This is a genomic window from Alkalilacustris brevis, assembly GCF_003350345.1.
In the GTDB taxonomy this organism is placed as follows: Bacteria; Pseudomonadota; Alphaproteobacteria; order Rhodobacterales; family Rhodobacteraceae; genus Alkalilacustris; species Alkalilacustris brevis.
Genome location: NZ_QNVJ01000033.1, coordinates 24,954 through 46,106 on the forward strand (window position 1 = coordinate 24,954; position 21,153 = coordinate 46,106).

Consider the following 21,153-nt stretch of genomic DNA (forward strand, 5'->3'; position numbering starts at 1 on the left):
CGTGCCACGCTAGGGGGGACATGCCATCACGGTCAAGCCGGTCGCAAACCAAGACAGAGCTGAGAACGTCAGCCAGAACAGCACGCAGAACAGCACGGAGGAAATCATGAGCGAAGCTTTCAACATGTCGATGCGCAAGTTTCTCAAACAGGTGGGAGTGACCTCCCAGCAAGCCATCGAGGAAGCCATGCGCAGCGCCGGCCCGGAAGCGGCCGGCAAGAGCTATCGCGCCACAATGGTGCTTCGGATCGACGAGCTGGACCTCGAACATGTGGTCGAAGGCCGGATCGAAGCCCCGGAAGGGGAACAGCAGGCATGAGTGCCACGCGTGAAGACGTCCTCGCCGCCCTGCGCGAGATCACCGACCCGATCGGCGGGCAGGATATCGTGGCCGCAGGCATGGTGCGCGCGCTGAATGTCACCCCCGGCCCCGATGGCGCCACCGTGCGTTTCGTGCTCGAAATCGACCCGGCACGCGCCAAGACGATGGAGGAAGCCCGCGCGCAGGCCGAAGCCCGGCTCAAGGCGTTGCCCGGCGTGGCCACGGTGTCGGTGGTAATGACGGCCCACAGCGCCCCTGCCCCGCCGCCGGATCTGAAACAGGCCGCGCCCAAACCCACGGGCCCCGAGCCGATACCCGGCGTCGCGCGCGTGATCGCCATTGCCTCGGGCAAGGGCGGGGTCGGCAAATCGACCGTGGCGGCCAACCTGGCAACCGCGCTCGCCGCCGAAGGCCGGCGGGTCGGGCTGCTCGATGCCGATGTCTATGGCCCTTCGCAGCCGCGGATGCTGGGCGTGTCGGGGCGCCCTGCCTCGCCCGATGGCAAGACGATCCTGCCGCTGCGCAACCATGGTGTCACGCTGATGTCGCTGGGGTTGCTGACCCAGGAGGACGAGGCGGTTGTCTGGCGCGGCCCGATGCTGATGGGCGCGTTGCAGCAGATGCTGTTCCAGGTGCAGTGGGGCGCGCTTGACGTGCTGCTGGTCGATCTGCCGCCGGGGACGGGCGATGTGCAGATGACATTGTGCCAGAAGGCGCGTGTCGATGGCGCGATCATCGTCTCGACCCCGCAGGACATCGCGTTGCTGGATGCGCGCAAGGGCATCGACATGTTCCGGAAACTGGAAACGCCGATCCTTGGCCTTGTGGAAAACATGTCGATGCATGTCTGTTCGCAATGCGGCCATGTGGAGCACACATTCGGCCATGGCGGCGTGGCGCGCGAGGCCGAGAAGATGGGCGTGGCGCTGCTTGCCGAGATCCCGCTCACCATGTCCATCCGAACCGCGGCGGACGGCGGGGCGCCGGTGGTCGTCTCCGACAGCGACTCGCCCCAGGCACAGGTCTTCCGCGCACTGGCGCGGCATCTCGTCAACGAGGGGATGGCATGAGTCTGGCGCTGCAACTCCCCCCGCTGATGCGGGGGCTCGCCACCGGCCCGACCGATCCGTTCAAGGTGGCCTGCGGAGAGGCCGAGCAGGGAACGGATGCCGGCCTGCTGACATGGTCGATCACGCCGGACCGGCTGCGGGCGGCACTTGTGCTGGCGCCCGAAGCCCCGCTCGAAGAGGCGATGGCCGGCTACATCGCCTGCAGCCTCGGCATACAGAACGCACTTGGCGCGATGGGCCCCCCCGAGGTCGCGGTGCACCTGGGCTGGGACGGCGAGATACGGCTCAACGGCGCGCGTTGCGGCGCGTTCAAGCTAGCCGCCAGCCCGCGCGACCCCCGGCACGAGCCCGACTGGCTGGTGGTCGGCCTGTCGCTGACGCTGCGCCTGAGCGACGATGTGGAACCCGGAGAAACCCCCGATCGCACCTCGTTGCGGCAGGAAGGCTGCGGCGAGATCGGCGCCGGCGACCTGCTGGAGGCCTGGGCGCGCTACAGCATGCTCTGGCTGAGCGAACTCGAACGCCCCGACGGGCGCGCCGTCCTGCACCGCGAATGGGAAGGGCTGGTCTGGAAACAGGGCGGGAACATCACCGCAAGCTTGCCCGACGGGCCGAAAACGGGGCATTTTCTGGGTGTAGACGAGAATTTCGGACTGTTGCTGAAACAGGATGACGGACAGACCCGGCTGATCCCGCTCTCCGCGCTACTCGGAGGAGACTGACATGCATCTGGCGCGCGCGATCCATTTCGATGAAAGTGACCGCAACGTGTTTCACTGCCCCGCCCGCACCGGCGAGTGGGCGATCTCGGGCGGGTTCGAATTCTCGGACTGGACCGAGGCCGACCTTGTCGGGAAGGCGCGCCAGGCCTTCGCCAACGGCTGGCTGGGGCTGGAAACCTTCGGCCGCGTCACCTTTGTCGCGGTCACGCGGATCGAACCGTCCGAAATCGAAGACCTGGCCAACCGCCTCGCGCAGCATTTCGTCGAGATCTACGGCGCGCCCTCGATCGAGGCCGCTCGCCCCGTCGCCGACGAGGAAATCGCCCAGATGGCAGAGCTTTGCGCTGATCACGACCCCAACACCGTCCTGACCGTGATGCGCGAACTCGGCAGCGCCGGCGTGCGCGAGCAATACCGCTTCATCCCGCCCAACGAGGCGGGACTCGATCAATTCGCGATCCATTCGGTGCCCGAGGAATGAACACGGCGCGACGTATTCGGCGGATGCCGCATTCGCGCATGGCGGCGCCCGAGCGCACCGCCGCAAACGCGCCACACCAGGAACTGCCAGCAGCGCAGATACAGATGCCATGAACGATATCGCACAGGGGCTGTGGCAGGCCCTCATTCTGGTGGTCAGCCTCGATGCCGATCTTGTCGAGATCACTGTCCTCTCGCTGCGCGTGAGCCTGACCGCGACGCTCATCGCCTCAGCCATAGGGCTGCCGCTGGGGGCCTGGCTGGCGGTCAACCGCTTTCCGCTGCGGCGCGGGGTGATCGCCACGCTCAACGCGCTGATGGGCCTTCCGCCGGTGGTTGTGGGGCTGATCGTTTACGTGCTGTTTTCGCGCTCCGGGCCTTTCGGGGTGCTCGGGCTTCTGTTCACCCCCACGGCCATGATCATCGCGCAGGTCATCATCATCACGCCGATCATCGCCTCGATCACGCATCAGACGATCCGCGAACTCTGGAGCGAATACCGCGACCTTCTGATCTCGCTCCACACCACCCGGCGCCAGCGCATAGCCGCGCTGCTGTGGGACGGCCGGCGCGCCCTGATGACGGCCTCGCTTGCCGGTTTTGGCCGCGCCATCGGCGAAGTCGGTGCGATCATGATCGTCGGGGGCAATATCGACCATGCCACCCGGGTGCTGACCACCGCCATCGCGCTGGAAACCGGAAAGGGGGCGTTCGACATGGCGCTGGGGCTGGGTTTTGTCCTGATTGCCCTTGCGATCGCAGTCAACCTGGCGCTGCACATGGTCTCGAACACCGAAAGGGGGGCCAGGTGGTAGCCACGGTTCTGCCCCTCACGCTGGAAGAGGTCACCTTGCACCGGAACGGGCGCTGTATTCTTGGCCCGGTCTCGCTGGAGATTCCCGGCGGCGGGATAACCGTCGTGATGGGGCCCAATGGCAGCGGCAAGACCTCGCTTCTGCGCGCCATGCACGGGCTGGAGCGAATCAACGCGGGGCAAGTGCGCTGGTCCGGCGAGACCGAGCGCGTGCGCGCATCGCAGGCCTTCGTGTTTCAAAGCCCCATCCTGATGCGCCGGACGGTTGTCGACTGTATCGCATACCCCTTGCGGCTGAGCGGAATGGGGCGCGGCGCGGCCAGAACGCTGGCCGCGCAGAAGGGCGCCGAGGTGGGCCTCGCGGACAGTCTGAACCAGCCGGCGCATGTGCTCTCGGGGGGCGAACGGCAGAAAATGGCCCTGGCGCGCGCCCTGATCCGTGACCCGCAGGTGCTGTTTCTCGACGAGCCATGCGCCAATCTCGACGGCCGGGCCACGCTTGATATCGAAACCATCCTGACCGAGGCCCGGAATGCCGGCACCACGCTGATCATGTCGACCCATGACATCGGGCAGGCCAGGAGGCTGGCCGACCGTGTTGTGTTCCTGCATGATGGCAAGCTTGTGGAAGAGGCGCGCGGGGCGTCGTTCTTCGCTGCACCGAAAAGCGCGGAAGCGGCAGCATACCTGCGCGGAGACCTGCTGACCTGAGGAACGCCATGCGACTGAGAACACTTGCATTGGTGCTGCTGGCTGCTTGCGCCGCGCCGGCCGCGAGCGCGGAAACCGTCATGCGCATGGCGGTGACGACCTCGTTTGCGAATTCCGGCCTGGCAGAGGCGCTGCTGCCGCGCTTTCGCGAGGAAACCGGGATCACTGTGCAATTGTTGATCGTCGGCTCCGGCCAGGCGCTGACAATGGGGGCTGCAGGCGATGTCGATGTGATCCTTTCCCATGATCCGCAGGCCGAGGCCGCGTGGCTTGCCGAAGGGTACGGCACCGAGCGCCGCGAGATCATGTATAATGACTTCGTGATCGTCGGCCCCCGGGACGACCCGGCCGACGTGGCCGGCGCCTCGACCGCGTCGCAAGCCATTGTCCGGATCGCCGAAGCCGGCGCGCTCTTTGTCAGCCGTGGCGATGAAAGCGGCACGCATGTGGCCGAACGGCGGCTGTGGCACGCCGCTGGCATCGAACCATCCGGTGCCTGGTATCGTGCGATCGGGCAAGGCATGGGGGCCGCACTCAACACCGCCGCAGCGATGGAGGCCTATACGCTTTCCGATCGCGGCACATGGCTCGCTTTTGAAAATCGCAGGGGGCTTGCGTTACTGTTTTCAGGCGATCCGGCACTTTTCAACCAGTATGCCCTCCTGCCGGTCAATCCCGAACGCCACCCGCATGTGCGGGCCGAGGCAGTGGCACGGCTGGCCGAATGGCTGACCTCGCAGACCGCGCAGACGTTGATCGACGGGTTCCACCGGGACGGGGTCCAGCTTTTCCATTTCAACGCCCACGTCGCGCAATAGGCCGGGCTGCCCCATCGCGTGGTCAAGTTCGACTGCCCCCGCTTCACCTGGCCGTGATGCGCAGGTGCACCGTTCGAGTCTTGCCGCTTTCCGGGAACGTCACGCTCTCACTGCTTGCCGCCTGGCCATCGACCGTGAAGGCAAGGCTTCCGCCGGCCAGGCCCGATGGCTTCTCGCAGATCACCTCGATCGCGCCACCGCCGCGCACCAGCCGGGCGGTGAAGCCATCCCAGTCAGGCGGCAGGCAGGGCCGGATGACAAGCGCACCGCCGCGCAGGCGCAGGCCCAGGATATGCTCGACCACCAGCCGCCAGCCCCAGCCCGCCGCGCCGGTGTACCAGCTCCATCCCCCGCGCCCCAGATGGGGGGCGACACCGCCGATATCGGCGGCCATGACATAGGGCTCGGTCATGTAGCGCCGGGCGGCCTCGGGCGTGCTGGCCTGCCGAACGGGGTTGAGGCGGTCGAACACCGCCAGGGCGCGCGCGCCGTCGCCAAGTTCGGCGAGTGCGATGCCCAGCCATGCGGCGGCATGGGAATACTGCCCGCCATTCTCGCGGATGCCCGGCGGGTAGGCGCGGATATAGCCGGGATCGCGCGGCGTGGCCTCGAACGGCGGGTCCAGCAGGCGAACGATGGTGTCATCGTCACGCATCAGGTGGCTTGCGGCGGCGTCCATGGCGCGGCGCGCGTGCCCTTCGTCGCCCGCGCCCGAGAGCACCGCCCAGGATTGCGAGATCGAATCGATCCGGCATTCGCTGTTTTTCGCCGAACCCCAGGGGCGCCCCTCGTCGTCGCGCGCGCGCATGTACCACGCGCCGTCCCAGCCGGCGGCCTCGACGGTGCGGCTCAGCGTATCCAGGCGTTCACGCCAGAGCGTGGTCAGATCGTCGCGCCCGGCGGCGGGGCACAGGTCCAGAAACCCGCGTATCGTGGCGATCAGGAACCAGCCGAGCCAGACGCTCTGCCCCCGGCCCTTCGCACCCACGCGATCCATGCCGTCATTCCAGTCGCCGGTGCCGATCAGCGGCAAGCCGTCGGCGCCCATGACATGGGCGCGCTGCAGCGCGCGCTCGCAATGCTCCATGAGCGGCCAGCTATCCGCCGTGCTCTCGAACAGGGCATAGCGGTCATGTTCCTGATCGCTCAGGGGCGGGGCACTGAGAAACGGCACCTCCTCGGACAGGATCGAGGTGTCGCCGGTGGCCTCGACATAGGCGGCGGTGGCATAAGGCAGCCACAGCAGATCGTCCGAACAGCGGGTGCGCACGCCGCGCCCCTCGGGCGGATGCCACCAGTGCAGAACATCGCCTTCCTCGAACTGAAAGGCGGCAGCGCGCAGGATATGCGCGCGCGCAATCTGTGGATCGCCATGCAACAGCGACAGCACGTCCTGCAACTGATCGCGAAACCCGAAGGCGCCGCCGGCCTGATAGAACCCCGCGCGCGCATCGATCCGCGAACTGACGGTCTGATAGGGCAGCCAGCGGTTGACCATGATGTCCAGCGCCGGATCCGGGGTCTGCACCTGCACCGCATTCAGGCGCGCGGCCCATGCCTCGCGCACCCGGTCGAATTCGGCACGCACCCGCCCGGCCTCGCGCCAGCGCCCGGCAAGCGCGGCGGCGTCCTCGGTGCTTTCGCCCTGCCCCAGCACGAAATGTGCCTCGACACTCTCGCCCGGCGGAATGTTCAGGTGAACCTGATAGGCCGCGCAGATATCGCCGGTGCAATCGCTGGCCTCGCCCAGATTCCAGCGCTGCAGGGCCTCGGGGCTGGCCATGTTTCCCTCTACGCCAAGGAAATCGGGGCGCGAACAGGTCACGCTATGCGCATCGTGGCTGGCCGCGAGAAACGCCACGCGCCCGGCAAAGACCGGGTTGCGCGCGTTTCGGGCAATCAGCGCACGCGCCGCGCTGTCATAGGCGGCCCTCAGGAACGGATCAGGCCGCCCCGCCACCGCGCCCAGGAGCCAGTCGGCGAAATAGGTCGCGGTGATGCGGCGCGGCTGTGCCGAGCGATTATGCAGGCGCAGATGGACCAGCTTGACCGGATCACGGGTTGCAACGCAGACCCGCAATTCCTGCTCGAGCCCCTGCCCCGCGCTGTGCCATGTCGTGGCGCCAGTGCCGTGGCGCACCCGAAAGGCGCCACCGCCGCCAGCGGGAAGCGGTGTCGGCGTCCAGACATGCCCGCTCACCTCGTCGCGCAGATAAAGCGCCTCGACCTGCGGGTCGCTGACCGGATCGTTGCGCCAGGGCGTCAGCCGGTTCTCGCCGCTGTTGAGCGCCCAGCTCCAGCCCAGCCCGGCCTCGGTGACAATGGTGCCGAAATCGGGGTTGGCCAGCACATTGGCCCAGGGCGCGGGGGGCGGCCCAGCCTGATCGAGCGCGATGACATAGTCGCCGCTTTCGCGGCAGAACCCGCCGAAACCGTTGTCCAGCATCAGCACCGGGGGCGGTGGCAGTTGGGCCGGGGCGCCTGCCCCATGCGCTGTGTCATGAACATCCGACGGCGCGAAGCGCGGCGGCTCGGGCCGGTCGGGGCGCAACCCGGCAAGCTGTGCCTCCAGCGCGCCGTTGTCGACATCAAGCATGACCGAAGCCACCACCTCAATCGCCGCTGCAGAGCCGGGCGCGGCGGGATCGACCGCCACAAGATGCACCCCGCCCCGGTGGCCCTGCAGCTCCTGCGATCCGGCGTCGCGCAATTGCGCGACAAGGCGCTCGCGCACCGGCTCGACATAGCCCGGAATGCCCTCATGCAGAATGACAAGATCGATCCGCAAGCCACTGTTGCGCCAAAGTTTATGCGCAGCAAGAAGCATTGCGGTCAGGCTGCGTGCGCGGCCCTCGCCGACCCGCAGGGCCAGGATCGGCGCGTCGCCCGAAATTCCGTGCGCCCAGAGGTCGGGCTGCGCCGGGGCCGCCGCGCGGATATCCGTCAAAGGCCCGCCGAAGCGCGGGCCGGGCCGCAGCAGCTGCGACAGCAAGGCCTGTGCCTGCGGCAAATCCGACGGTGCCAGCCCGCAGCCCTGCACGCTGCGCGCGACTTGCCTGCCTGCCGCCTCAAGCGCCCAGTCGAGTGTGCTCAGCGTGGCGAAGCGTCGTGCCGCGTCCTCGGCATCGGCGCGGGTTTCGCCTGCGATGGTGACGAATGCGATCTCGCTATGGCCATGGGGCGCAAGGGTCACCTCGGCCTGCAGGGCGATCACCGGGTCAAGCGTCCAGCCCGTGCGCGCGCCCAGCTGCGCGTCACCAAGCGCCGCAGGGGCCGCCGCGGTCCCGTGACGGCCCAGAAAGGCGCGGCGGTCGGTCTCGTATCCCGACACCTTCGCCGTTCCATCATCGCAGACCATCCGGTGCGCCAGCGCAGGGTGCAATTCCTCGGGGCGGCGGCCCCTGCGATTGAAGATCAGACCGCCCAGTTCCGGCACATGGGTGCTGGCCACGAACAACCGGCTGAAGGCCGGGTGGCGATCGTGGTCCTCCATCGGCGCCAGCACCACCTCGGCGCAGCTGGTGATCGACAGCTTGCGCGGGCGGTCGGTTTCATTGACCAGCGCGATCCGGCGGATCTCGATACTGTCGCCGGGCGCGATGCCGATCAGCAAGCTCATGGCGATGCCGTTCTGGCGGTGGTGGTATTCGACCATATGCTGATGCAGCACCACCCGCCGCGGGTCGTCGGTGCTGCCATTATCGGCCGGGCTGTCAAGGCTCCACAGTGCACCATCCTCGCTGTCGCGCAGATACAGGCTGCGCCCGCCAACCCCGTCCACATCGCCGCCGATTGCCCGCGTCAGCAGGTGCCGGTGCCACCAAAGGCTACCGCCGGCACCATCGCCCAGCCGTGCGGTCATGTCGGCATTTGCAATCGCGTGGAGCAGGCGGTCACGGCCATCCGCGGGCGGCAACCAGGGGTGCAGTGCCGGCGCCGCCTCAGGCGTGTCCTCGGGTTGCGGCAGGGTTTCCTCGGCGCGCATTTCCTCAACCGGCAGTTCCCACGGGATCCGCTCGCTCAGCAGCAATTCCACCGTGCGGATATGCGGATCCTGCTGAAACCAGTTCACCAGCATGTCATCGCACAACGCATTGCCCAGCGCCGCAAGCCCCATGCCGTGATGATGCGCCATATACGAGCGCACCGGCACGAAACTTTCCCCCACCGGGACACGATCGGCAGTGTAATCGACCGCCTCGAAATACCCGTAGCGCCCCATCAGCCCCATCCCGGCCAGCCTGCGCAGGTTGGCCAGCGCGGCCTGCGGGCGCAGTTGCAGTGCCAGAAACGTGGCATAGGGCGCAATCACCAGATCGCGCGCCAGCCCGCGCCGCACGCCCAGGCCGGGCACCCCGAAGGCGTGGTAACGGTACTTCCCTTCAGGGTCCTGCGCGGCATAGCCCGATTCCGAAATACCCCAGGGCACGCCAAGACGCGCGCCATAGGCGCGCTGCATGTCGACGGCGGCGCGGTCGCTCTGCCCCAGCAGCGTCGCGGCCGGGCTGCTCTTGAAAAGGCGCGGCATGAGGTATTCGAACATCGACCCGTTCCACGACACCAGCGCAAGGCCCCTGCCGTCGCCAGTTACGGGCCGGCCCAGCTGGAACCAGTGTTCAAGGCGCACATCGCCCTTGGCGATGGCAAAGTAACTGGCCAGCCGCGACTCCGAGGCGAGCAGGTCGTAGCGATTGGGATCAAGCCGCCCGACGCCGACATCGTAGCCGATGAAGAAAAGCCGCGTGCTTGGGTCAAGCAGCATGCGGAAATCCATCCCGTGCGCCCAGTCCCGCGCCCGCGCCGAGATCGCGCGCAGGGCCCGCTCCAGCCCGGCATGGGCTTGTGCCGCGTCCTCGAGCGCGCGGTCCAGCGCGTCGATCCATTCCCGCGAGGGTTCATCCTCCAGCAAGGTGCCGTGTTCGGATAGCCGGTCGCGGGCCGTTGCAAACGCGGTGCTCGTGGCGGCCAGTGGCAGATCATGGGGCAACGCCTGCGCCACTGCCTGTGCCCGCCCGGCGCAACCCTCAGGCGCCTGCGCCAGCACCATGCGCCAGCCCTGCTGCGCGTTCAGGTCGCGCCGCATTGCGCTCAGATGTTGGCGGCCGCGCTCCAGCCAGGTCTGCACTTCGCGCAGAGAAGCCGTTGGCAGGGTCTCGCTTGCCGCGATGGCCTCGCGCACGCAGGCCTCGAGCGCCGGCATCAACGCGTCGCAAAGCCGCGCCAGCGCCTCGGGCCATTGCGCGCGCTGGTCGCGCAGCCGCGCGGCATCCGCCTGCATGTCATGCAGCACCTGCGGGCACCCCGAGGGAAAGAGCTGGGCGTTGTCCTCCATCGCCATCGCTTCGGCCAGGAGCGCAAGCGTGTCGTGCAGCCCGTCCCAGCGGGCGGGGCTGAAGGCGGGCTCAAGGCGGGCGGCCTGCGCCGCCTGGCCCAGCGTGATCAGGCTGACCGCCAGGTTGCCGCTGTCCACCGTCGAGACATAGCGCGGCTCCAGCGGCTCCAGATGCCGGGTTTCGTACCAGTTGAGCAGATGGCCGCGCCAGCTTTGCAGCCGGTCCATTGTGTCCAGCGTGTTGCGCGTCCGCATCACCAGTTCGGGCAGGCCGAGATATCCCAGACGCCACGCAGTCAGCGACGACAGAAGCATCATCCCGATATTCGTGGGCGAGGTCCGGTGCGCGACCCCTTGCTGCGGCGCCTCCTGGTAATTGTCGGGGGGCAGCCAGTTGTCTTCGGGGCGCACGAAGGTTTCAAAGAACAGCCAGCTGCGCCGGGCGATCCGCCGCAGGAAGGCGCGGTCGCGCGCGTCGAACGCGGCCTCGGGCTCCTCTGCCGGGCGGCTGGCGGCCAGCGCGATCTCGGGCGCGGCAAACCACAGCGCCAGCAACCCGGCCGCGGCGGGCAGCGCCGCCGGAGCGATCATGGCAAGCCCGGCACCGGCCAGAACGGCAACCGCGGGCGCAGGCCACATCACCGCCCATACGGCGCTCCGCGGTCCGCGCCGGGCAAGGCGCGCCGCGACCTGCGCGGCCGGTGTCCATTCCAGCAGCCGCTGGCCGCGCCACAGCCGCCACAGGGTACGCAGAATGGCATCGAGCGCCGTCACCGCATCGTTGACGAGAAAGATAACCGCCAGCGCCCAGCGGCCCGCATGTTCACGCGCGCGCAGGAGTGCAGAGCGCACCGCCCCCCGCCTGCGCCCCTGCGTGAAGCCGGTGACCAGATCGGTGAACAGATGCGCCCCCGGCACCAGAACCGCCAGCGCCGTCCAGACCCAGGGGCTGCCCGGCAGCACCGCCCAGCCCGCCAGAACCAGCGCCAGCAGGCTGACCGGCACGAGCGACCGGCGCAAATTGTCCAGCAGTTTCCACCGCCCGAGATGCGTGAAGCGACTTGCCAGTTTCACGCCCTCGGGGCCGGGAACGCGCCGCCCCAGCCAGGGCAGAAGCTGCCAGTCGCCACGAATCCAGCGATGCATCCGCGCGACCTGTTCGGGGTAGCCTTGCGGGAACCCCTCATAGACCACGATGTCACTGGTCAGCCCGACACGGCCATGCAGCCCTTCGAACAGATCGTGGCTGAGGATGCGCCCCTCGGGCACCCGCCCCTCCAGGCTGCGCGCGAAGGGGGCGACCTCGTAAAGACCCTTGCCGGTGAAGCTGCCCTCGCCGAACAGGTCCTGATAGACGTCGGAGACTGCGCGCGAATAGATGTCGATCGCAGTGTCGCCGCCATACAGGCGCGCGAACAGCGATTGCGTTGCCGCCTCCGGCGAAATTTCCACCCTGGGCTGCAGGATGGTATAGCCCCCACGCACCTGTCCGGTCGCGACGTCGAAGCGCGCCGTGTTCAGCGGGTGCGCCAGCGTTCCCACCAGCCGGTTGGCCGAGCCCGGCGGAAGCCTGGTGTCGGCATCAACTGTCAGCACGAACCGGACCCGGCGCAGCGCACGAGTCTCGCCGGCGCGGCAGTGAAAGGCGTCGCGATCGCCGCTCAGGATCAGGGCGTTGAGCTGTTCGAGCTTGCCGCGCTTGCGTTCCCAGCCCATCCAGCAGCCTTCCGCCGGGTTGTAGAGCCTTGCGCGGTGCAGCAGGTGAAACGGGCCGCCGCCGCGCCCGTCGCCATAGCGCGCGTTCAGCCCGTCGATGGCCGCGACCAACGCGCGCTCGACCTCGGCATCTTGCGGCAGCGTGCGGGCCTGTGCGTCGGCGTGATCGCTGAGCAGGACGAATTGCAGCATCGGATCGGGGTTTGACAGCCGGTGCGCCTCGAGCGCCTGCGCCAGTTCCTTCGCATCCTCGGGCTTGGACACCAGCGCCGGAATCGCAATCGCGGTGCGGCAATCGGGGGCGATGGCACGTCGGAAATCGAGCTTCGGCAGGCGGCGCGGCGCAACCAGAAGCGTGACCAGCCAGTTGACCAGCGTCATCCCGAGAACCGTTGCCGGCACCAGCGCCAGCGCAATACCCGCAGCCCAGGCCACCGGCCCAGCGGACACAAGCCAAAGATAGGCCGCGGGAACCGCCAACGCCCCCAGCCACGCCAGTCCCAGCGCCCCGGCGTAAAGCTTGCCCGCCTGCCGCCCCGCCGCGTGACGCAGGCGGTGCATGACCGACCGGTGCGCGCCGAGGCGTGCCTCGAAATCGTGCCGCCCCTCGCCCAGCAGCCACCAGCCGACATGGCCGCGAAGCTTGTCGCCCGGATACCCGGCGCAGAGCGTAACCAGCGCCGCGGCAACCTCGCGCTCGCTGTGACGGCATGATCCGCAGATCGTCTCGATGGCCTTGCGATAATCATCGCGGCTGCGAAACTCCATCAGCGGGTAAACCCCGGCAGGATCCAGGGCCAGGATCTCTTCGACGAGGCTCGAGGCATCGAAAACCAGTTTCCAGTCGATCGTTTTCAGCACCGACAGCGTTGCCATTGCCCTTGCGACGCATTCCGAGGCGTCAAGCCCCGCGGGCAGCTCTGCCAGCTGCTCGGGCGACAACGGCGGCGCGACGTCCGCAAAGCGCTGGCTGACGGCTGCGATCAACACCTCCAGCGCCGCGACCCGCAGCATCGTGGGAAAGGCCCACAGCTCGGCAATATCGAGCGGCGCGCGATCCTGATAGGCGCGCAGGAAGCGCACGCAGACCGGCAGCGACAGCTGCATCTGCGACGCCGCCAGCAAACCGTGGGCCATGGCGTGAATGCGCGGCGGGCCGGCGCGGCGGCCAGCCTGATCCGGCCCGGTTACGACAGCCTGCGGCGGCAGAGCACGCAGCCGGTTCAGGAACGCGGGGGTCATGTCTGCACGGATTTGGCGCAACGCGCGGCGCAGGTGATAATCGTTGTCGAGCATCCACTCGGCAGCGGTCAGGTTTTCGGGGGCGGCCGCGCGCGCGGCAGTCAGCGCACGCGGCACCCAGTCGCTTATGGCACCAAGCTCTGCCAGGGCGGGCGGCGGGCGCGGCGGCCCGTCATGCAGATGATGCCGCGCAGCGAGATCCCATGCTGCCCGCACCTCGGGCGGTTGAGAGGCCGAACCGGACGTGGTCTCGGACGTGGGCTCGGTCATGCGTGCAATGCCGCGGGTGGCGGTGCGGTGGCCACCGCGCGCCGTCCGCTGCGGCGCTGCGATACATCCGTGTCAGGCCGAACGAACAGCAGCGGCGTGGCGCTGTGAAGGCTCAGATGGGCGGCGACGCTGCCGAAGTGAAGGCCCGGCAGATGGCGAAAACCGCTTCCCCGCGCCGAGAGCACAACGAGATCGTAAGCATCCTCGCGCAGCAGTTCCAGCAAACTTCCGCGCGCATCCGCCCCGTCAACGACCCGCTTGCGCACCGTAACGCCCTGTTCGGCAAGCATGGCGCGCTGGCGCTCAAGATAGCCGCGTGCAGCGCGATTGTTGCGCTCCGTGATCCGCGCGCGCAGCTCCACATCTTCGGGTTCGGGCGGCGTGGGACAAACGAATTCGGGGGGCGTCATGATTTGCGCCAGCACGATCTCGGCATTGGTCGAGCCGGCAACGCGCATCGCAGTCGGTAGCGCGCTTTCGGCCCAGCAAGACCCGTCCAGCGGCACAAGAATGCGCCGGAAGCACGGCACCCGCCGGTCGCCTTCGGGCACCAGCAGCACCTTTTCCTGCGCTTGTTCGAGAATGGCGCGCGCCGTGGCGCCGATCCCGGCTGTGCGGTCCATGTCTTCGACCTCTTCTCCGAAACGGCCGAGAACGATGTATTCTGCGCCCAGGCGGGCGGCCTCGTGGCAGATCTCTTCGCTGGGGCGGCCCTGGGCAAGGATGATCCGGGCATCGATACCGCCGCGTTCGGCCATGCGGGCAAGCGCGTATCCGGCCTCGCGGCGGCGCACCTCCCAGTCGACCGGATCAGGGGGCAGATCGTTGCCCGAATGGGGGTCCAGCACCCGCATGAGGATAATCTGGCCACCAACGGCCCTGGCCAGCGCGCCCACATGCGCCAGCACCCGACGCCCATGGCGCGAGCGATCGACGCAGGCCAGAATGACGGGCTTGGCCCTGTCGGCGCCTGCAAACTGGGAGAGTGTAACTTCGGCAACGCCGGTAGCCGTGTTCGGTCTCGTGGTCTGTGGCATGGTTTCTCCTCCGGGGTTGCACGCAGCGCCGGCAGGCGCGTTGTGCTCTGGACAAGTCGAAACGGGCGGGGCGCCCGCCTTGTTCGTGCCTTACGTCCGAGTCCCTGCCCCAGCCGCACCGTCATTGGTGCAGCCTTGAGCCTCGGATCCACTGTCCCCGATGTGGTTCTGCGCCGGTCGCTCGTTAAAATGCTGGCGTTCCGATATGCGGCGCAGTCTTTAACTATTCGATGCTATGCCAACCCAAGAGGCAAATAATCGTTCCCCATTGGGTCCTGATACATAACTGATACTCCTCCTTCCGTCTGCATTCAATCGAGTGCATCGGCAAGATACCGCACCGCATGTCCGGGTGTCGCGATCTGCGGATAATCGGCCTCGGGCACCGAGACGCCAAGGCGCTTGTGGAGCGCCGCGACCAGATTGAGAAAATCCATAGAGTCGAGGTCCAGATCGTCCTGCAGGTGATCGTCATCGCCCACCGTCGCCGGATCGATATCAGGGGCGACGGAGGCGAGTTCGTCCAGAAAGGCCTTGCGGATTTCGGCATCGGTCATAGTGTCTCTGGCTCCTTCAGCAGGCGTTCGATCTCGCTCAGCAGGCGCGCCCCGCGCCGGCCATCGCTGACCCGGTGATCAGCTGACAGTGTGACAGTGACGGTGGTGCGCGGCTGCAGCGCGTCATCCACGACCCAGGCGCGGCGCACCGGCGTGCCAAAACCCACAATCGCCACCTGCGGCGGGTAGATCACCGCATAAAGCGCGTCGGCCCCGCCCTCGCCCATGCTGGAGACGGTGATCGTGCCCTGGGTGATCTCGGAATTGCGCAGCCGGCCGGTGCGTGTGCGCGCCACCACATCGCGGATCGCCGCCATCATGGCATCGAGCCCCAGCGCCTGCGCATCGCGGATCGCCGGGGCGATCAGACCGCCGCCGCGCAGCGCCACGGCCAGCCCGGCATGAACAGCCTCGGAGGGCCGGAATGCGCCGTCTTCGTAATGGCCGTTGAACTCGGGCACCTTGGCCGCCGCCAGTGCCGTGGCGCGCAGAAACAGCACGCCCATCAGCAGCCGCGCGTCGGGATCGCGCCCTTCGTTCTGCACGGCCAGCCAGTCGGTGGCGGGCTGAAGGTCGATGGTGCGCTCAAGGTAGTAATGCGGGATTTCACGCTTCGAGCGGCTCATCGCCGCCGCGATGGCCTGGCGCATGGCGCCCATATCGAGGCCCGGCTTGCCCGTGGCCGGCGTCCCCCCGCCGGCAATCCCGGCCGGTTTCCCGCCGGCTTCGGGGCGCGCGCCGGGCGTATCTTCTGCGCTCTGCGCGCCGCGGGGCGCGGCGAGACACGCCTCCACGTCCGACAGCAGAATCGCGCCCCCCGGCCCGCTGCCGGTGATGTCGTCCAGCCCGACCCCTTCCTTAGCCGCCAGCGCACGGGCGGCGGGCGAGGCGGGTGGCGGACTTTCACCGGTGCGCGGTGGCGGCGGTGCGGCGGGCTTTGCCACCGGCTTTTCCGGCGCAGATCTCGCGGGCGCGGGTTTCCCTGCCGGTGTTTCGGGCGGCGCGGCCTGTTTGCTTATCTCGGCCTCCTCAGTCTCTTCTGCCGCCTCCTCGCCCGGCGCGCGCACATGCGCGAGCGGCGCGCCAACGGGCAAGGTCTCGCCCGGCTCGGCCAGCAGCTTTTCGACGGTGCCGGCCTCGAAAATCTCGATCTCGATCGCGCCCTTCTGGGTTTCGACAACAGCGACGACATCGCCATGCGCCACCTCGTCGCCGGGCTTCACCAGCCATTCGACCAGCTTGCCTTCCTCCATGTCCGCGCCCAGCGAGGGCATCTTGAATACGCTCATGGCTGCCCCCCCAACGTCGCGCGGGCAGCGGCCATGATATCGGCCACCTGCGGGATCGCGGCCGCTTCCAGGTGTTTGGGATAGGGGATCGGCACTTCGGCCGAGCACACCCGCCCGACCGGCGCATCCAGACGCCAGAAGCCCTGCTCCATGATCCGCGCGGCAATCTCGGCCGAGAGCGAGCCGGTTCGCCAGCCCTCGTCCACCACCACCGCGCGGCGGGTGCGCGCAACCGAGGCCATGATCGTCTCGTCATCCAGCGGGCGCAGCACGCGCAGGTCGATCACCTCGGCCTCGATGCCCTCGGCGGCCAGGGCCTCGGCGGCCTCCAGCGTCTTGTAGAGCGAGCCGCCATAGGTGATCAGGCTCAGGTCGCGCCCGGGCCGGCGAATGGCCGCGTGATCGATCTCGACCGCTCCGGCATCGACCGCCAGATCGCTCGTTTGGTTGTAAAGCAGCAGGTTCTCGAAGATCAGCACCGGGTCGGGGTCGTGCAGCGCCGTCCAGAGCATCCCGCGCGCATCTTCCAGCGTGGCCGGCGCAAGCACGCGCAACCCCGGAATATGCGCATACCACCCTTCAAGGCTGTGCGAATGCTGCGCGGCGAGCTGCCGCCCGCCGCCCGTCGCCATGCGGATCACCACCGGCGCAGCAAACTGCCCGCCCGACATGTGCCGGATGGTAGCGGCGGTATTGAGGATCTGATCAAGCGCCAGCAGGCTGAAATTGACCGTCATGATCTCGACGATGGGCTTCATACCCACCATCGCGGCCCCGATCCCGGCCCCGGTGAAGCCGGACTCCGACAGCGGCGTGTCGCGGATGCGGTCTTCGCCGAACTCGGCCAGCAAGCCCTTGGAAACGGCATAGGTACCGCCATAGGCGCCCACATCCTCGCCCATCAGGAACACGCGCTCGTCGCGCAGCATCGCGTCCATGATCCCCGCGCGCACGGCCTCGCGATAGGTGGTCTGCGCAACCTCGCCCGACGGTTTGGAGGGGGCTGGCGGCGCGGGGCGCTCGGCGGCGACGACATCGCGTTCCAGCTCCTCGACCGGCTCCCACGGGGCCTGTTCGGCGGCCGCGACGGCATTGGCGATCTGTGCTTCAACCTCGGCCTCAATCTCGGCGATCTCGTCCTCGTGGATCAGGTTGTTTTCCAGCAGCCAGCCCTTGAAGCGTTCGATCGGGTCGCGCTTGCGCCATTCCCCGACTTCGGCCTTGTCGCGGTAAAGCTCGGGGTCGAACATCGAATGCGCGCGGAAGCGATAGGTGCGCGCCTCGATGAACTGCGGGTGCGGGCTCTCGCGTATCGCGGCCACGGCGCGGCGCGTCGCGGCCTCCATGGCGGTAACGCTCATGCCGTCCACGGCCTCGGCTGGCATGCCGTAGCTGGCCGCGCGCATGGCGATGTCGGTCTCGGCCTGGGCGCGCTCAAGTGCCGTGCCCATGGCGTAGAGGTTGTTTTCGCAGATGAACAGAACCGGCAGTTTCCACAGCGCGGCCAGGTTCATCGCCTCGTGAAACTCGCCCTCGGCCACCGCGCCATCGCCGAAGAAGCACACCGTGACGCGGTCTTCGCCCTGCATCATGTCGCCCAGCGCCAGCCCGGTGGCCAGCGGCAGCCCGCCCCCGACAATCGCGTTGCCGCCGTAGAAATTGGTTTCATGGTCGAAAAGGTGCATCGAGCCACCGCGCCCGCCCGAGCAGCCGGTGGCCTTGCCATACATCTCGGCCAGCGCGGCCTCCATCGAGATGCCGCGCGCCAGCGCATGGCCGTGTTCGCGATAGGTTGAAACGATGCGGTCGCGCTCCTCCAGTGCCGCCATCACGCCCACGGCCACGGCCTCTTCGCCATCATAGAGGTGCAGGAAGCCGCGGATCTTTTCCTGGGTGTAAAGCTCGGCGCATTTGCCCTCGAACCGTCGGATGCGCAGCATTCCGCGCAGCAGGTCGCGGATATGGGCGTGATCGAGCTTTGGCTTGGTGGGGTCGCTCATGTCTCGCCCCTTTCGGCACGGGCCACCTGCTCTTTCACGCGGATGAAGCTGTCGGGCGTGACCGAAATCGAGTCGATCCCACATTCGACCAGAAAGCGGGCAAATTCCGGGTGGTCGCTGGGCCCCTGGCCGCATAGACCGATCTTTGCCCCGGCATCATGCGCCGCCGTGATGACATGTCCGATCATCCATTTCACCGCCGGGTCCTGTTCGTCGAACAACTCGGCCAGCGCCTCGGAATCGCGGTCCACGCCCAGGGTAAGCTGCGTCAGGTCGTTGGAGCCGATCGAAAACCCGTCGAAGCGTTCCGCGAATGCGGGCGCCTGCACCACGTTGGAGGGGATTTCGGCCATGACATAGACCTCCAGCCCGTCCTTGCCGCGCTCCAGCCCCTCCTCGGCCATGACCGCCAGCACCCGGTCGGCCTCGGCCACCGAGCGGCAGAAGGGGATCATCACCACGACATTGTCGAAGCCCATTTCATCGCGCAGCCGCCGGATGGCGCGGCATTCCAGCGCGAACCCCTCGCGGTAGCGCGGCGAGGTGTAGCGCGAGGCGCCGCGAAACCCCAGCATCGGGTTCTCCTCGTGGGGCTCGAACTGCGCGCCGCCGATCAGGTCGGCGTATTCGTTGGTCTTGAAATCGCTCATCCGGATGATAACCGGCTTTGGGTGCAGCGCCGCCGCGATCCGCGCCAGCCCGCGCGACAGGCGGTCAATGAAGTACTCGGCCTTGTTGTCGTGGCCTGCGGTGATCCGGGCGATCTTCTCCCTGGCCTCGGCATCCTCCAACTGGTCGAAATGGATCAGCGCCATGGGGTGTATGCGCACATGGTTGTTGATGACGAATTCCATCCGCGCCAGCCCCACGCCATCGGCGGGCAGCCGCCACCAGCGAAACGCCGCTGCCGGATTGGCGAGGTTGAGCATCACCTGGGTGCGGGTTTCGGGCACCGCCGCGGGATCCAGCATCTCCTCCTCGATCTCGGCCGTGCCCTCGTAGACGAAGCCCTGATCGCCCTCGGCGCAGGAGACGGTGACTTCCTGTTCGTCATGCAGGACATGCGTGGCATTGCCCGCGCCGACGATGGCCGGCAGACCCAGTTCGCGGCTGACGATGGCGGCATGGCTGGTGCGCCCGCCGCGGTCGGTGACGATGGCGGCGGCGCGTTTCATGATCGGCACCCAATCCGGGTCGGTATTGCCGGTCACCAGCACGCCACCATCGACGAACTTGTCGATGTCGCGCGGGCTGTCCAGCAGACAGACCCGCCCGGCCACCGCCGCGTCGCCAATGCTCAGCCCTGTGACCAGCTTGCGGCCCTTTGATGTCACGCTGTAGCTGCGGTAGGCGCCGGCCTCGCGGCGCGATTGCACGGTTTCGGGCCGGGCCTGAACGATGAACAGCGCGCCGCTTTCGCCATCCCTGGCCCATTCGATATCCATCGGGCAGCCGTAATGATCCTCGATCACGCAGGCCCAGCGGGCAAGCTGCACGATTTCGGCGTCGGAAAGCACATAGCCCGCGCGCTCGGCCTTCGAGGTGGGCACGGTGCGGGTGGTGCCTTCGCCCGCCCGCGCATAGATCATCTTCTGCGCCTTGGCGCCGAGGCGCTTTTCGACAATCGGCACGACGCCATCGCGAACTAGAAGCGGCTTGAACACCTGGTATTCATCGGGGTCCACGGTGCCCTGCACCACCGTTTCACCCAGGCCCCAGGCGGCATCGATCACCGCGACACGCTCGAACCCGGTTTCGGTATCGATGGAAAACATCACACCCGAGCCGCCAATGTCGGACCGCACCATCGCCTGCACGCCGACCGACAGCGCAACCTTGAGGTGATCGAAGCCCTTGGCCTCGCGGTAGCTGATCGCCCGGTCTGTAAAGAGCGAGGCATAGCAGCGCCGACAGGCATCGAGCAGCGCATCCGCGCCGCGGATATTGAGGAACGTCTCCTGCTGGCCCGCGAAACTGGCATCCGGCAGATCCTCGGCCGTGGCCGAGGATCGCACCGCGACATCGGCATCCGCACGGCCGATGCGGTTGCACAGCGCGTCATACTCGGCGCGGATCGCGGCGGCTGTCTCTTCGGGCCAGTCGGTCTTGAGGAAGGCATCGCGCAGCCTCGATCCGGTCTCTGCCAGCGTGGCCTTGCCCGCGTGCATCATATCCAGCGCCCCGGCGACAACCTCGCGCAGGCCGCCTGCATCGACGAACTGCCAGTAGGCGTGCGACGTTGTGGCAAATCCCGGCGGTACCGCCACGCCCTTTTCGCCCAGATGGCGCACCATCTCGCCCAGCGAGGCATTCTTGCCCCCCACCCGCGCGACATCGCCGCGCCCGAGGTCATCAAAACGGATGATCTGTCTGCCGGTATCGTCCATGCATCCCCCCGACGCGCTGGAACAGGCCGCGGCTGGCGGGGCGCACTGCCAAACCATCCGCCAGCAAACGTCAAACACCGGTCGTTCTTAACATGACTATGCAGAAACACTTTGATGTGCATCAAGGCGGCGCTCCGCACCGCGCGGCTCCGGGACGGGCACACGCTGCGAGGAGGGCAACGGGGTCTCCCCCGCACCCGTCTTGCCAGACAATCAATGGACAAGGCGCTATCAGGCTGCTGAAAAGTGTCGCGCCAAACCGATTCCAAACTCGGCACCGGGAAACTGTTTCACACCACGCCCGCCACAGGTCCCGCCCGGGTGACCAGCCCGGGCCGCGCCCGACCTTCCCCCCGGGAGGGCGCATTGCGACGTTGCAAATAGCA

General features: G+C 67.7%; 13 protein-coding genes. 7 read left to right on the forward strand and 6 right to left on the reverse strand.

Annotated features, from left to right (window positions below; translation table 11 throughout):
* Positions 1 to 106: 106 nt before the first annotated feature.
* The 7 genes from DQ229_RS04650 to DQ229_RS04680 all read left to right on the forward strand — a co-directional run bounded on the left by DQ229_RS04650 (position 107) and on the right by DQ229_RS04680 (position 4,937).
* A complete protein-coding gene (locus DQ229_RS04650) occupies positions 107 to 319 on the forward strand; it encodes a DUF6494 family protein (RefSeq protein WP_114965113.1) in 213 nt (70 codons plus the stop codon).
* Positions 316 to 1,392 carry an Mrp/NBP35 family ATP-binding protein gene (locus DQ229_RS04655; RefSeq protein ID WP_114965114.1) on the forward strand — a complete coding sequence of 359 codons (1,077 nt, stop codon included), beginning with the start codon at positions 316 to 318 and terminating at the stop codon, positions 1,390 to 1,392. Before DQ229_RS04650 ends, DQ229_RS04655 begins: the two co-directional genes overlap by 4 nt.
* A complete protein-coding gene (locus DQ229_RS04660) occupies positions 1,389 to 2,114 on the forward strand; it encodes a biotin/lipoate--protein ligase family protein (protein WP_114965115.1) in 726 nt (241 codons plus the stop codon). Before DQ229_RS04655 ends, DQ229_RS04660 begins: the two co-directional genes overlap by 4 nt.
* 1 nt (position 2,115) lies before the next feature.
* Entirely contained in the window at positions 2,116 to 2,595 is a 480-nt protein-coding gene (locus DQ229_RS04665) for a DUF6505 family protein (protein ID WP_114965116.1), read from the forward strand.
* Positions 2,596 to 2,704: 109 nt separating this feature from the next.
* Entirely contained in the window at positions 2,705 to 3,409 is a 705-nt protein-coding gene (locus DQ229_RS04670) for an ABC transporter permease (protein WP_114965117.1), read from the forward strand.
* The gene (locus DQ229_RS04675; RefSeq protein ID WP_114965118.1) at positions 3,403 to 4,119 is read left to right on the forward strand and encodes an ATP-binding cassette domain-containing protein; all 717 of its coding nucleotides are present in this window, start codon (positions 3,403 to 3,405) and stop codon (positions 4,117 to 4,119) included. The genes DQ229_RS04670 and DQ229_RS04675 overlap by 7 nt, the downstream gene beginning before the upstream one ends.
* 8 nt (positions 4,120 to 4,127) lie before the next feature.
* Positions 4,128 to 4,937 (forward strand): ABC transporter substrate-binding protein, encoded by an 810-nt coding sequence (locus DQ229_RS04680; protein ID WP_114965119.1) that lies wholly within the window; start codon positions 4,128 to 4,130, stop codon positions 4,935 to 4,937.
* Positions 4,938 to 4,980: 43 nt separating this feature from the next.
* Here DQ229_RS04680 and DQ229_RS04685 read toward each other — a convergent pair whose 3' ends face one another.
* The 6 genes from DQ229_RS04685 to ppsA form a co-directional block, all read right to left on the reverse strand.
* Positions 4,981 to 13,497, reverse strand: a complete 8,517-nt coding sequence (locus tag DQ229_RS04685; RefSeq protein ID WP_114965120.1) for a GH36-type glycosyl hydrolase domain-containing protein — start codon at positions 13,495 to 13,497, stop codon at positions 4,981 to 4,983.
* Positions 13,494 to 14,534, reverse strand: a complete 1,041-nt coding sequence (locus DQ229_RS04690) for a universal stress protein (RefSeq protein WP_114965121.1) — start codon at positions 14,532 to 14,534, stop codon at positions 13,494 to 13,496. The genes DQ229_RS04685 and DQ229_RS04690 overlap by 4 nt, the downstream gene beginning before the upstream one ends.
* 311 nt (positions 14,535 to 14,845) lie before the next feature.
* The gene (locus DQ229_RS04695; RefSeq protein WP_114965122.1) at positions 14,846 to 15,091 is read right to left on the reverse strand and encodes a phosphopantetheine-binding protein; all 246 of its coding nucleotides are present in this window, start codon (positions 15,089 to 15,091) and stop codon (positions 14,846 to 14,848) included.
* The gene (locus tag DQ229_RS04700; RefSeq protein WP_114965123.1) at positions 15,088 to 16,380 is read right to left on the reverse strand and encodes a dihydrolipoamide acetyltransferase family protein; all 1,293 of its coding nucleotides are present in this window, start codon (positions 16,378 to 16,380) and stop codon (positions 15,088 to 15,090) included. Before DQ229_RS04700 ends, DQ229_RS04695 begins: the two co-directional genes overlap by 4 nt.
* On the reverse strand, positions 16,377 to 18,380 hold the full coding sequence (gene pdhA, locus DQ229_RS04705) for a pyruvate dehydrogenase (acetyl-transferring) E1 component subunit alpha (RefSeq protein ID WP_114965124.1): 2,004 nt from the start codon (positions 18,378 to 18,380) through the stop codon (positions 16,377 to 16,379). The genes DQ229_RS04700 and pdhA overlap by 4 nt, the downstream gene beginning before the upstream one ends.
* Positions 18,377 to 20,767 (reverse strand): phosphoenolpyruvate synthase, encoded by a 2,391-nt coding sequence (gene ppsA, locus DQ229_RS04710; protein WP_114965125.1) that lies wholly within the window; start codon positions 20,765 to 20,767, stop codon positions 18,377 to 18,379. Before ppsA ends, pdhA begins: the two co-directional genes overlap by 4 nt.
* Between the last annotated feature and the right edge of the window lie 386 nt (positions 20,768 to 21,153).